The organism is Chitinophaga sp. Hz27, from assembly GCF_042263525.1.
Lineage (GTDB): Bacteria > Bacteroidota > Bacteroidia > Chitinophagales > Chitinophagaceae > Chitinophaga.
The window spans coordinates 71,036-84,303 of the sequence record NZ_JBHKFJ010000009.1 but is presented as its reverse complement, the minus strand read 5'-3'; the positions used below and the strand labels follow the sequence as shown (position 1 = coordinate 84,303).

At 44.7% G+C, this 13,268-nt stretch carries 9 protein-coding genes; 2 read left to right on the top strand and 7 right to left on the bottom strand.

Features of this window, described 5'->3' with window-relative positions; genetic code table 11:
• Positions 1-45: 45 nt before the first annotated feature.
• The 4 genes from ACE38W_RS21460 to ACE38W_RS21445 all read right to left on the bottom strand — a co-directional run bounded on the left by ACE38W_RS21460 (position 46) and on the right by ACE38W_RS21445 (position 6,507).
• Entirely contained in the window at positions 46-600 is a 555-nt protein-coding gene (locus ACE38W_RS21460) for a GNAT family N-acetyltransferase (RefSeq protein WP_375834502.1), read from the bottom strand.
• Positions 601-673: 73 nt separating this feature from the next.
• Positions 674-2,398: a RagB/SusD family nutrient uptake outer membrane protein gene (locus ACE38W_RS21455; protein WP_375834500.1), complete on the bottom strand. Its 1,725-nt coding sequence runs from the start codon at positions 2,396-2,398 to the stop codon at positions 674-676.
• A 19-nt stretch (positions 2,399-2,417) separates the two neighbouring features.
• Positions 2,418-5,441, bottom strand: a complete 3,024-nt coding sequence (locus ACE38W_RS21450) for a SusC/RagA family TonB-linked outer membrane protein (RefSeq protein ID WP_375834498.1) — start codon at positions 5,439-5,441, stop codon at positions 2,418-2,420.
• A gap of 589 nt (positions 5,442-6,030) precedes the next feature.
• The gene (locus ACE38W_RS21445) at positions 6,031-6,507 is read right to left on the bottom strand and encodes a VOC family protein (RefSeq protein WP_375834495.1); all 477 of its coding nucleotides are present in this window, start codon (positions 6,505-6,507) and stop codon (positions 6,031-6,033) included.
• A 160-nt stretch (positions 6,508-6,667) separates the two neighbouring features.
• Between ACE38W_RS21445 and ACE38W_RS21440 the strand changes: the two genes are divergently transcribed.
• Both ACE38W_RS21440 and ACE38W_RS21435 read left to right on the top strand, forming a co-directional pair.
• A complete protein-coding gene (locus tag ACE38W_RS21440) occupies positions 6,668-7,246 on the top strand; it encodes a TlpA family protein disulfide reductase (protein ID WP_375834493.1) in 579 nt (192 codons plus the stop codon).
• Positions 7,247-7,297: 51 nt separating this feature from the next.
• The gene (locus ACE38W_RS21435; protein WP_375834490.1) at positions 7,298-8,269 is read left to right on the top strand and encodes an aldo/keto reductase; all 972 of its coding nucleotides are present in this window, start codon (positions 7,298-7,300) and stop codon (positions 8,267-8,269) included.
• Between the two features lie 82 nt (positions 8,270-8,351).
• On the opposite strand, the gene ACE38W_RS21430 is transcribed toward ACE38W_RS21435, so the two are convergent.
• From ACE38W_RS21430 to ACE38W_RS21420, 3 genes are all read right to left on the bottom strand, one after another.
• Positions 8,352-9,056, bottom strand: coding sequence for a hypothetical protein (locus tag ACE38W_RS21430; protein ID WP_375834488.1), 705 nt, complete (start codon positions 9,054-9,056; stop codon positions 8,352-8,354).
• Positions 9,057-9,081: 25 nt separating this feature from the next.
• Positions 9,082-11,493, bottom strand: coding sequence for a TonB-dependent siderophore receptor (locus ACE38W_RS21425; RefSeq protein WP_375834485.1), 2,412 nt, complete (start codon positions 11,491-11,493; stop codon positions 9,082-9,084).
• A gap of 111 nt (positions 11,494-11,604) precedes the next feature.
• The gene (locus tag ACE38W_RS21420; RefSeq protein WP_375834482.1) at positions 11,605-13,146 is read right to left on the bottom strand and encodes a sulfatase-like hydrolase/transferase; all 1,542 of its coding nucleotides are present in this window, start codon (positions 13,144-13,146) and stop codon (positions 11,605-11,607) included.
• Between the last annotated feature and the right edge of the window lie 122 nt (positions 13,147-13,268).

Below are 13,268 nucleotides of genomic sequence, written 5' to 3'. Positions count from 1 at the left end.
TAACTCACTCATCTACATAAACTAAACAGCTATTCATGGCAATTGTTATTTATAGTCGTTATTCGCTGGAGGGGAGATCTTATAGAGGGTATGGCGTAAGAAAGGATGGTCGGAGGCGAGTTTAGGGTGATCAAAGAAACCGACATGGTGCATACCTGCCTTCAGCATGATACGTTCTGACTTTTTGTTAGAGACAGTGGTAAACGCGTATATTTCTTTAAAGCCTAACTGATGGAAAGCATACTCAAAGCAGCGTATAGCCCCTTCCGTTGCATAGCCATTATTCCAGACCTCAGGACGCAGGCGCCAGCCTATTTCTACGCAGGGTGTAAACCAGGATTCGAAGGTGGGATGATTGAAGCCAATAAAGCCAATGAATTGGCCGTTTTCCAGCAGGTCTACCGCATACAATCCATATTTATGGTCAGCAAAATGTTGTTGTATCCTGGCAATCATATTGCTGGTTTCTTCTTCAGACATCAGCATTGGAAAATATTCCATGGCTATGGGATCTGCATTGATAGCCGCGAAAGGAGTTAGATCTTCCGGGAGCCATTTGCGGAAGCCTAATCGATCTGATGTAAAGAGATACTGCTTCATAGCTACAATAATACGACTAAAAACAAAACCGGCGTCTCTACTGCGGAGAGACGCCGGTTTTCATAGTGCTTAATTACCATCCGGGATTTGGGCCCAATAGCTTATTCATATCACGCTCACCTTGTGGAATTGGCCACAGGTAATCACGTGGATCAAGGAAGAAACGTTGTTCACGTTTCATACGCACGGTTGCGCTGTTGGTATAGTCAGGAATATCGTTCAGATCAGCTTCAGAACCTGCACCGCCAAAGGTAGGCACCGTTGCAGGAACATTTGATTTAGCAGCAGCACCATATACAAAGGTATTCATGGCTGTTTTGCCGGTTTTCCATCTGCGCATATCAAACAGGTGAATACCTTCGTTGGCAAGTTCTACTACTTTCTCTCTTCTTACCAATTGCTTCATTTTGGCCAGATTGCCTGCAACTGCGGCATCTATAACAGGCATGCCTGCACGCTGACGCACCTGGTTAATAGCTGCTGTCACAGAGGCATCCAGCTGACCACCTTCAATCTTTGCTTCCGCATAGATGAGCAGAATTTCTGCATAACGCATATAGATAAAACCGGTTTTGCTACTGAAAGCATCCTGTGCATCATCATAGGTATACTTTGCCCACAGATAGCCAACGCCGTTCAGTACCGGGCCGTAGATATTGGTCATATCTGCATTGGAAGCAGAAGCCCAGGTACCAGTAGCAAAATTATAAAAGTTAGTTTCTGCTTTACCGGCGCTGTTGTTGTAGATGCTGTACACACATCTTCTCAACGTACCACTTGCCAGCAAGGAGATGGTATCGCCATGCATGGTAACAGTTTGTTTCAGACGTGGGTCCCTGTTTTTAGAAGGGTTTGCAGGATCATATAGTGGCGACTCATCGATACGTTTACCATCGGTGCATTCATACCTATCCACCAGTGGTTGAATTGGGAAGCGGCCAGACTGCGCACTGATAGCGCGGGAGCCCTGACCAATGGCGATATAGCTCACAGGGTTTAACAGATCGTCCGGGAATGGCAGGATATACATGATCTCCTTGCCTGCATTTGCAGCCTGACCTGTTTTTTTGAATAGGTTAGCGAATACCGGATTGAGGCCATATTGCGCACTTTTAATAACATCATTAGCAGCAGTAGCAGCCACATCATAACGTTGCAGCATCAACGCTAATTTGGATTTTAATCCCAAAGCTACTCCCCTGCTTACACGGCCCTGGTCCGCAGGTTGCCAAGGGAGCTTGGTGGCGGCACTGTCGAGGTCTGTCAACAGGAAATCTCCAATTTTATTTTTGTCAATTCTTGCCTGGTTATAAAACTCAGTAGGTAATAATGGTTTGGTATAAAATGGCACATCGCCATAAAGTCCGATCAGATGATAATAAGCCCAGGCCCTTAATACACGGGCTTCCGCCTCCATTCTATTATAATTATCCGGCAGGATATTTCCTTTGGCCCTTACCATTCCGTCCAGCAGGTTATTAGCGTAGGAAACCGTTTTATACATGAGTTGCCAGGTGGTGGCAATAGTACCGGTTGTGGCATCGTAGGTACCTGCAGCAATACCAGGTGTACGCTCCAAACCAATATCTGTATACTGATCAAAGGATACCTGCACTGGAATATTGTTGCTCAGATTCCAGTACGTACTGGAATAGACGCCAGTCAAACCAAGACCGACCTCTGCTTCATTGGTGTAATAATTACCTGAAGATGGGCTGTCCAGCGGCTGTTTGTTCAGGTCCTTCTTACAGGAGGAAAAGGCAGCTGCTGCCAGTAATAATATACTTATGCGCTTCATCGCTGATTCTTTTTATGGATTAAAATTTCAGGTTCAGGCCTGCAGTGAAAGTTTTCATCACCGGATAGAATTCGCCGTTGATGTTATTCATTTCCGGATCAAAGCCTGGAGCATAGTTGGAGTGCGTAAACAGGTTACTACCGCTTACGTATACACGCAGAGATTGAATTTTCACAAACTTCACCTGCTGCCCGTTAAACGTATAGCCGAGAGCGATGTTTTTAAGGCGGAGATAAGCGCCATTCTTCATCCAGAAAGTAGATGTCGGGAAGCTTGGATTCTCTGTCAGGCGAGGATAGGCAGCATTGGGATTAGTTGGCGTCCAGTAATCTTTTTGCCAGCTGTACATAGTACCGATAAAATCGCCGCTATAGAAAGCCCATGCGCCTGTACCGCTTACATAGTTATCGCGTTTGCCAACACCTTGCAGGAAAATATTTACATCGAAGTTTTTCCAATAGCCGTTGAGGTTAAGGCTATACTCGTAATGTGGCATGCTGTTGCCCAAAACTTTACGGTCGTAGGCATCAATTTTACCATCTGGTTTACCTTCTGGGCCGCTGAAATCTTTGTAACGAATATCACCTGGCTTAGTAGTACTCTGGAAGAACGGACCTTTGGTTACTTCATCTGCATTCTGGTAATAACCATCGGCTACATAGCCATAGTAAGAGCGTATAGCCGAACCCGGTGTAGTGATATATGCGCCATCAATGATGTCCACGCCACCCAGATCTTTCACTTTATTGCGTACATCACTCAAGTTAAATCCAACATCATAGCGGAATTTTCCGATCTTGTCTTTCCAGCCCAAAGCCAGCTCCCAACCTGTATTTTTCATGGAACCGATATTGATGTATGGTGCACCCAGACCAACATAATTAGGAATAGGTCTTTTCAGCAGCATTGCAGAAACTTCTTTGCTGTAGTAGTCGAAAGTCAAACTGAGTCTGTCTTTCAGGAAAAGGAAGTCAGCCCCGATATCTTTCTGTGTTGATTTTTCCCAGGAGATCATTGGGTTAGCGGCATCTGTTTGTGCAACACCTGCGTTGTTCTTACTGTTGAAATAGTAGTTAGAAGTAGTGGTGTTGAGCGTGGCAACGAAAGGATAATATTCGTTGAGGGATTGGTTACCTAATGAACCATAGGAAGCCCTGATTTTAGCAAAGCTCACAACGTTATTGAGTCCTTCGAAGAACTTCTCCTGGCTAAGTATCCAGCCTGCTGAAACAGAAGGATAGTATCCCCATTGGTTGTTAAATTCCTGAGAGAATCGGGAAGAACCATCCGCCCTGCCGTTCAGTTCAAGCAGGTATTTTCCTTTATAGGCATAGTTTAATCTGCCGTAGAAGCTTTCCAGGAAATAGGCGCTGGCGCCGCCACTGTTGTTTATATTTTTGGTACCGATGTTCATGAAAGGATCATTGGATGGGAAATCCGTTCTGGAGGCGCCGAGCGTAGCCACGCTGAAATCCTCAGCCTGGAAGCCTGCCAGGAACTTGATTTCATGATCGCCGATCGTTTTATTGAAAGTACCTTGAATGGTATAGTAATTCAGTTTATTATTTGAATAGGCTTCACTCAGCATATTCTGTGCAGGATAGTAGGTATCGAACACGAGTTGGTTAGCTGCATAATCCGGGCGATAAACCGCATAGTTCTGCACGAATTTTTTGTTATGCGCATTGTAGGTATTGTTGGAGAACCAGGCTTCAAATTCCAGTTCTTTGACAGGTCGATATACGAGGGTCGCTTTCAGGATATTGGAAGGCGTTTCATTCAGGTTGATACCACTGGCTTCCGCCTGTCCGATCGGGTTTCTTTTGGCGCTCTGGCCAGCATCTCCATATTTACCATCTGCAAATTTACCAGCAGCATTAGCAGGCATGCCGAGCATTTGTTTGATGATGAATTCAGGTGTAGAACCTGCGGGTTCATTGCGTGCAACTTTATTATAGATATAGTCACCGCGCAGACTCACCTTTTCAGAAATTTTGATGTCAGCATTCATGCGTACATCATATTTGGTATAGTAGGTATTTGGTGTGAGCCCTTGCTGCTTCAGGTAAGTACCTGAGGCGAAAAATTTGATATTTTCACTACCCAGACTAAGGTTCAGGTTATGGTTCTGCATTAAACCGTTGTTGGTAAGTACAAGCTTTTCCCAGTCGGTATTGAAGTAGTTGAAATTATCAGCAGGATTTTGTTTGTATTTATTGATCAGCGCAGTATCAAATGCGAATGCGTTTGGATTGCCGGTGGTGTTCTGACGGGCAACGTTTGCATATTGCATATGTTCTATAGCGCTTACTTTTTCAGGCAGGTTGGTGGCTTGTTGCTTTGAAAGGTATGCATTGTATTGCATGGCGAGGCCGTTGCCTTTACCTCTGCGGGTGGTTACCAGCACTACGCCGTTGGTAGCGCGGCTACCGTAGATGGCAGTGGATGCCGCATCTTTCAGTACGGTGATGCTTTCGATCGTATTAGGATCTACGGCGTCCATGTTCATTTGGACACCATCTACGAGGATGAGTGGACTAGAACCTGCGTAGATAGAGCCTTCACCGCGTATTTTGATGGTAGCGCCATCCGTACCGGGCTTACCGGATTGTTGTGTTACCATTACTCCTGGCGCTAAGCCTTGGAGGAGGTTGGAGGTGGAAGCTACCTGCCGCTTGGTGATTTCTTCTGTTTTCAGAGAAGTGAGGGCACCGGTGAGGTTTGCTTTTTTCTGTGTGCCATAACCCACTACCACAAGGTCTTTCAGGGCGATCGCTTGTCCGCTGAGTTGTATTTTCAGGTTGGTAGATGTTCCTACTGTTTGTTCAATAGTATTATAGCCGATGATAGAAACGATCAGGATATCTTGCGGCGTAGCGCTTAAAGAGAAGGTGCCTTTGGCATCTGTTTGTACGGCAGTATTTTTTCCTTTGATGCGGACAGTTACGCCAGGGATAGGATCTCCGTTGTCGTGGTCCGTTACTTTACCGGAGATATTAGCAGTCTGGCCTTTCACCACGGTGGCGATTAGGAGTAGTAGCATAAGGCACGGGATAAGTAGCCGTTCTTTCATATGCGTTCTTTTTTTGGTGATAGTTAGCATGTAGTTGTGTTATTCAAAAAGTGAAATGACAATTCCTGTACGGCCAGGTAGCTGGTCGTTGCGTTGGCCCGTCGGCGTTATAGTTGTTTTTTATTCAGGAAGGTGATGCGCGGTACGTCCCTGATTCTTGGTTGATATTCGAATTACAGCAATGTGAATATATATATTTTTACTAAACTACAATATAGTTAATATATTTTTTTATTAAGTTTTTCTACAGATATCTGGAAAATCAGTTGAATCCATCTCACAAAAATAATCATAATATATTGCAATACAATATTTTATAAATAAATCGCAACAAAGCAAACTGGAAAATTTATTTTTCATAAGAAAGATTAGTAAATAATATTTTTTAAAAAGAAGCAATTAGATTTTTATCTGAATGCTCCTAAAACACTTCCCTTTTACTTCGGGGTGGATACATTGCTTCGCTCAGAAAAAAGAGGCAGACAGCATGGAATAATACCATTACTGTCTGCCTCCTTACAGCGTGCATTACAGATTAAAATACCTTAACGCTTATACGTTATTTACCATCATAAGCATCTTGCAGGTCTTTAATGATCAGCTTATCCATTTTCATGAGCGCAGCACCCACGCGCCCTGCGCGCTGCGGATCTTTATCGCCCAGGAGTTGCCCTAACTGCGAAGGCACCACCTGCCAGGAAACGCCAAATTTATCGACCAGCCAACCACATCTGTTGGGTTTGCCACCATCTGCAGTCAGTTTGTCCCAGAGTTCATCAATTTCTTCCTGGGATTTACAATCGATAAATAATGAAATCGCCGGGTTAAACTTGTACATAGGTCCGCCGTTCAAGGCATAGAAGGTCATGCCTTCCAGCTCAAAGATCGCCGACATCACCGAGCCTTCAGGGCCAGGGCCTGCGCTGCTATACCTTGTAATACTTACCACCCTGGAATTTTTAAATACCGAAGTATAAAAATTAGCGGCTTCTTCTGCCTGGGTATCAAACCAGAGGAAAGGAGTTATTTTCTGCATAACAATGAAATTTTACTGATACAAACTTACAGGTACCATGCCATTTAAATGCGGTAGTATACCGACAAACACAGAGGCAATCCCGACAACCGTATTGTTATTGCCATTGGTGTATACCAATCCCCCCTTTTCAGAATTTAATGTACATTGTTAATCTATTATGAAAAAGAATTGGTTTAACCGCAGTAATATCATCAACGGCATCTTTCTATTGTTTCTAATACTGATGCTGGTGAGTCCTTCCGCAAAATCTTATGTGATGCGTGGACTGATGGCTGTTGGCTTATTTCAACCCAGTGTCCATGATGAAGGGGCTGGCAATGAAATCCCGCCAGACACCCGCTTTCAGGATGAATCCGGCAATATGGTGTCCATAGCATCCTTAAAAGGAAAGGTTGTATTTCTCAACTTCTGGGCCACCTGGTGTCCGCCATGTCGTGCAGAAATGCCAGCACTTAACCAGCTATACCAGGAGCTGAAAAATGATCCGGACATAGTGTTCCTCATTGTAGATGCAGATAGTAACCTGGCAAAAGCCAGCAAGTTTCAGCAAGAAAACGGATATACATTACCGTTATATGCCGCCGCCTCCGCTATAGCACCGAAAGTCTATAGCGGCACCTTACCCACTACGGTTATCATCGATAAAAAAGGAAACATACGCGAGCGGTATACCGGCGCCAAAGACTATTCCAACAAGGGTTTCAAGGAATTCCTACACAAGCTGGCGGCAGAATAAGTTTTGATGTATATTTATCTCTCTAAATTAATAATCGGAAAAATATAACATATGGAATATAGCGTTTTTGGTAGAACAGGCTGGAAAATCAGTGAGGTAGGATATGGCATGTGGGGCATGGCCGGCTGGACAGGCTCAGAAGAAGACGAGGTGAACAAAGCCCTTGACAGATCTATAGAATTAGGCTGTAACTTCTTTGATACTGCCTGGGGATATGGTGAAGGACTGAGCGAAGAAATCCTCAATAAAACCATGAAACGCCACCCTGGTAAGCGTTTGTATGCCGCCACCAAAATACCGCCAAAGAATCGTAAATGGCCATCCAAGCCTGAATTCAATATACAGGATGTTTTTCCTGCTGACTACATCGTGGAATACACAGAGAAAAGTTTGAAGAACCTCGGTGTTGAATGCATAGACCTTCAGCAGTTTCACGTTTGGGAAGATGGCTGGGCTAATCAGGACGAATGGAAAGAGGCCATCACCAAATTACAACAGGCAGGAAAAGTAAAACATTGGGGCGTGAGCGTGAACCGCTGGGAACCTGACAATTGCCTCAACACCTTACGTACTGGCCTCATTGACGCAGTACAAGTAATATATAATATTTTCGACCAGGCGCCGGAAGACAACCTGCTGCCGCTTTGTCGTGAACTCAATATAGGTGTTATCGCACGCGTTCCTTTTGACGAAGGTACCCTCACTGGCACTTTCACCAAAGAAACCACCTTCCCTGCCGGCGATTGGCGCGCCAGCTATTTTGTACCAGAGAACCTGAACAGCAGCGTGGAACACGCAGATGCACTGAAGCCGCTGATACCTGCTGGAATGACTATGCCAGAAATGGCGCTACGCTTCATTCTCAGCAATCCTGATATCAGCACCACCATCCCAGGTATGCGAAAAATCAGGAACGTAGAAGCTAACATGGCCTGCAGCGACGGCAATGGACTGTCGCCCGAATTACTCGCAGCACTCAAAAAACATCGATGGGACAGAACGCCAACAGGCTGGTCTCAATAAAAGATAAGGCCGTCTCTAATCAATAGAGACGGCCTTTTGCTTATTCCACGATTATCAACGGTTGCATCCTTTAGCATTCACATTAAATATCTTTACAAAAGGTAACGCAATGCCATATACGCTGATAAGGCTTTCCTTCATGCAGACCTGTTTCATTTTCTGTGAAAGTGCCTTCCAGCAAGTATCTCCCCTGCCACGCAGGTATAAACGAGTAGCTTTCCCCTACTAAAGGTTTTATTTTCTTCGTCCAGCCTTGTGGCGACTGCACGGTTAATGCAGCATCCGGCAATTCTTTTTTAGTTTTATGTGATAATGCTACCTGCAGCGGTACATTTATCTTAGGAGCTTTTGAAGGCTGCTCTATCAGTACAAAATCATTTTGGTGCAGATTATCCAAACCTTTGCTGGTATTGACACGTACGATACCTTGTGCATAATAATGGATTTTACTTTCTCCATACACCTCCTTCACCGTATGATCTACATATAAAACATAGGCGCCGTCTGTTGCAGGTGTGAAAGTAGCGCGGAAATGATCGCCGGCAGGAACGCAATCCAGCTTTTGCTTTACACCATCAGGCGTGATCAGGTATAAAGAGAATTCTTTCATATTGCTGAACCAGTTGCTGATAGAATCGCGTTCGTTATCTGCATATTCACCTAAAAATATCTTCACTTCCTGCGCCTGCCCTTTCTTGCCGGTAGCAATCGTTTCGATCCAGAGCGCATGCGCAAATAAGGTATGCATACAGCAGCATAACAATGCTGAGAATAATAGTTTCTTCATTATATACAGGGTTTGAGTTTATAGATTAAAAGTGATAACCAAGGCTCATACGCAGGTTACGGCCAGGTTCCGTTTGCCAGTAATAGATTTTATTTCCGTATCCGTCAACAGATGGCGCACCGGTATACAGATAAGCATTCAGCACATTATTTACCAATACATTTATGCTGAATTTATTGATGTTATATCCGATGCCAGCATCCATTCTGAAATAATCAGGCAGGAAATTTTCGCTTTTATCATATACCTGACCTGCTACACGGCCTGCCTGGTACTGATAACCTACGGAAGCCCTTAACCCTTTCAGGACGCTACTTTGCAGGGTATATGTCAACCAGGTATTTTGTATATGCTTTGCAATGCCTGGTACATAATTGCCCACAAGTTTCGCATCGTTATCTTTAGAAACGACGCCATCTGTATAGGCATAGTTTACCACTACATTCAGGCCATGCACCACTTCTCCCTGAAAATCTGCTTCCAGTCCTTTGATACGCTGCTGGCCATTTTGGCGGCTATAGATAAAGCCGGCAACAGGATCAGGATGATCAAGATCTGTGGTGAGTACATTATTTTTAGTAATCTGGTATACCGCTACTGTGGAGGTAAAGCGGCCATGGAACCAGTTACGTTTAAAACCGAATTCAATATTATCGCCAGTGAGCGGATCGAATGGTCGTTTTTGCCAGTCCAGGCCAGGGTTCTGTGTGAAGCTCACATCATAAACTCCATACAGGGAGGTGTTTTTATCGAGCGAATAGCTGACACCAAAGCGTGGCGTGAATTTGCTGTCTTTATTGGTGCCATCATAAGGGCTCACTGCGGTATTAGTAGTGTACCTACCAGCCAGGGTTACACGTAATTTATCTTCGAAGAAGCCCAGTTGGTCCTGCACGTAGAAAGCATTATAACCATAGTTATATTGCACACCTCTGGTGCGGATATCGGTGGATCTGTCGTAGGTTAGCTGCTTAACACCGCCATAGGTAGGATGATAGATATTAAAGTTAGCGTCGCCAAACTTGCCGCCCTGGCTCCAATCCGCATAATAGTTGCTGTATTTCATGTCCACACCGCCAAGCACAGTATGGGTTACAGCTCCCGTACGGAATTTACCATTGAGAAATACCTGTGCCGTTTTATTGATACCTAAGGCATCCCAGATATTAATATTACGTTGGAGGAGACTGTCGTTGCCGGCAACAGAAAATCCACCAGGCCACATGGATTGTCCTACCTGATTGTAGTGGAAATACCCCATTTGCGCCGTCAGTTTCCAATCAGGACTAAAAGTATGATCATAGTAAACCATTACGCTCTGGTCGTTGATTTTGGTAGGGTCCATATTACCTTCTATCGTAGTAAAATTTCGTGGCAGATCGCCATAGCCGCGCTTTGAGAAGGAATAGTTACCACCTACCACTGGCAGTTGCATGTATTGAAGATTATATTCAACTGTAACCGCATTTTTATCATCGATGAGATATTTCAATACTGGCGCGATGCTGTATCGGTTGGTATAATCAAAATTGCGCCAGCCATTTTTTGTTTCACCCATGAGGTTGAAACGATAGAGCAGCTTGCCATTTTTAGAGAGCTTACCATCGAGATCAAGTGAGGCGCGGTATTCATCGTAGCTGCCCAGGCTTAAGGTAACATCTCCCTGGTTATAGCCGGTAGGCTTTTTGGTTACTACGTTATAGGTACCACCAACTTCACCGTTAGAAACGAGGAATCCTGCAGGGCCTTTGATGAATTCAATTTTATCTACCATGCTCATATCTTCTGTGAGCGGGCTCCATGGGCTGATGTAAACATTCATTCCATTTCTGAAAGAGTTAGCGCGACTGCCACGGATCTGCAAATTTGAATACATATCCCAGTGGCCTAAGCGGGAAGCGCCGCTGATATTGCGGGTTACACCTTCTTGCATATTGAATATCATCTGGTCTGCCAACACTTCTTTAGAAACCTCTGTAATGCTTTGTGGTACTTCTACCAGTGGCATATTCAGACGAAGAGAGTTAGATGGTTCCAGTACAGTATATTTATTATTCTGTCCTACTACGGTTACTTCTTTCATCTGTTGTCCGGAAGCACCCAGCGTAAGCGTCACCTGTGAGATTTTGTCCTGTTCTACTTCTACCTCTTGCAACACATTACTATACCCTACCAGTGATACGATCAAGGTGTAATGTCCTGGTTTCACTTTTTTGATAGCGAAATTTCCGTTGGCATCGGTTAAGGCGCCCTGGTTGGAGTGTTGGAGGCGAACAGTTACATATGGCGCAGGCAATCCATCCGAGGTACGGACCTGGCCTTTAATAGCGGATAAAATTTCTCCGTCGTCTGCGATAGCGTGGCTAAATGTTGTAAAGAGTATTACAAATAGCAGTGCTATCCTTTTGAAGTTCAAACGCAGGTATATTTGGTTCATCTATTTTTTTTGCCAGCAAAAGTAGGTGGTGTCAACTGGCTGCGTCGGTCGGATTGGGAAATTGATTTACGCGATCAGGAAAAATATGCAGGGTTCATTCAAGATCGGCCGTCAGGAAGGAAACCACAACCATCCGTTATTATCACGAATACGGATATCTGCACCACTGGGCCATTTTGGTGCGACCGTATTTTTTGATTCCCAATCATGCAGCGCTGATTTAAGTGCAGCTACCTTTTCAGGATATTGTTGGGCAAGATTATTTTTTTCAGCTGGATCATCTGTGAGGTGGAAGAGGAAGACCTTTTTATTTTTTTCGTTGAGATAGAGTTTCCAGTCTTGCTGGCGGATGGCTTTCGCGTAACCGTTTCTCCAGTAAAGCACCGGATGTGGTTCATCGCTGCGTTGCCCATTGATAAAAGGGATCAGGTTGACGCCATCATAAGGGCGGTCGGCAGGTAATGGTGTACCTGTTACCCCTACAGTGGTGGCAAATAGGTCGAGGGCGCTGACAGGGTTCGTATATACCTGAGCGGTACTCCATGCTGCCGGATACTTCAGGAAGCAAGGTACAACGAGGCCACCTTCGAACTGTGTGCATTTTCCGCCCCGTAATGGCGCATTATCCGTAGCGCGTGTGTATGCTGCGCCACCATTATCGCTGATAAAGAAAATGAGCGTATTATCGGCAATTCCTGCGGTTTTGAGTTTTGCTGCTACCGCTCCCACTGCATCATCCAGGGCGAGGATCATGGCGTAGTAGATACGTTTCACCGGATCAGGTTCGTGGCTAACCTTATTGACATAAGCTACTGGCGCCTGGAATGGATCATGTGGTGCATTAAAGGCCAGCGTCAGAAAGAAAGGTTTGTCTTTATTTTTATCGATGAATGCAATGGCTTTTGCTGCCAGCGAAAAAGTGAGGTAGCCGGTATCTTTGACAGCATTACGACCTTCCATGATGGCGGAAGAGCCGTAGCGCGGCGCCCAGGCCGGGAAATCTGAAAATGCCCAAGGTAACCGGATGGATTGAAAGCGATTGGTATCTATAGGATCTTCCACGTACCTGGTTAATGCTCCCGGGAAATAATAGCTGTAGTCAAAACCTCGCTGGTCCGGGAAGTAATTTTCTCCATAACCTTCATTCCATTTACCTACCAATCCTGTTACATATCCATCTCTTTTTAGTATATCCGCGATCGTTAGTTCCTGTCGAGCAAGGCCGGTCGTATAATTTTTAGCGTTAGCCTTCATATGCACTTTCAGGGTTTGTAAACCCGGATATTTTTTTCGATGCAGCAGATAGTTGGTTGCCAATTTCTTTTTATACGTAGGTCGCAGTTGTTCATACGGCATATACTCACCGCCAAACCTTTGCTGGTAGCGCCCTGTAATGATGCCTTCCCTAGCCGGTCCGCAAATGGGGGCAGTGGCATAAGCGCGTGTAAAGCGCACCCCTTGCGCTGCCAGGGCGTCTATATGGGGCGTCTGAATCGTTTTATTTCCATAGGAAGAGAGATCACTATATCCCAGGTCATCAACGATGATCCAGATGATATTGGGCCTTGGCTTTGTGATAAGTGGTGGAAATCCAGATAGCTGCAGAGAAGCAACCAGACAAATCGAGAATAAAAACAGCAGTCGGGACATCATATCAGGTTAATTTCCAATGTGAAAGAAGCGTTATTTTGCTGCGAATTATTTATGCCTGGTGGCAATATAAATGTAAGAAAAAATCTGCTATAGAGATATATATTAAAAAAAATATTTCTACA

What these genes read in the sequence shown, in the direction of transcription:
- ACE38W_RS21425 (WP_375834485.1), bottom strand. Translation starts at nt 11,493, where the DNA reads ATGAACCAAATATACCTGCGTTTGAACTTCAAAAGGATAGCACTGCTA.
- ACE38W_RS21455 (WP_375834500.1), bottom strand. Translation starts at nt 2,398, where the DNA reads ATGAAGCGCATAAGTATATTATTACTGGCAGCAGCTGCCTTTTCCTCC.
- ACE38W_RS21420 (WP_375834482.1), bottom strand. Translation starts at nt 13,146, where the DNA reads ATGATGTCCCGACTGCTGTTTTTATTCTCGATTTGTCTGGTTGCTTCT.
- ACE38W_RS21435 (WP_375834490.1), top strand. Translation starts at nt 7,298, where the DNA reads ATGGAATATAGCGTTTTTGGTAGAACAGGCTGGAAAATCAGTGAGGTA.
- ACE38W_RS21445 (WP_375834495.1), bottom strand. Translation starts at nt 6,507, where the DNA reads ATGCAGAAAATAACTCCTTTCCTCTGGTTTGATACCCAGGCAGAAGAA.
- ACE38W_RS21450 (WP_375834498.1), bottom strand. Translation starts at nt 5,441, where the DNA reads ATGCTACTACTCCTAATCGCCACCGTGGTGAAAGGCCAGACTGCTAAT.
- ACE38W_RS21440 (WP_375834493.1), top strand. Translation starts at nt 6,668, where the DNA reads ATGAAAAAGAATTGGTTTAACCGCAGTAATATCATCAACGGCATCTTT.
- ACE38W_RS21430 (WP_375834488.1), bottom strand. Translation starts at nt 9,056, where the DNA reads ATGAAGAAACTATTATTCTCAGCATTGTTATGCTGCTGTATGCATACC.
- ACE38W_RS21460 (WP_375834502.1), bottom strand. Translation starts at nt 600, where the DNA reads ATGAAGCAGTATCTCTTTACATCAGATCGATTAGGCTTCCGCAAATGG.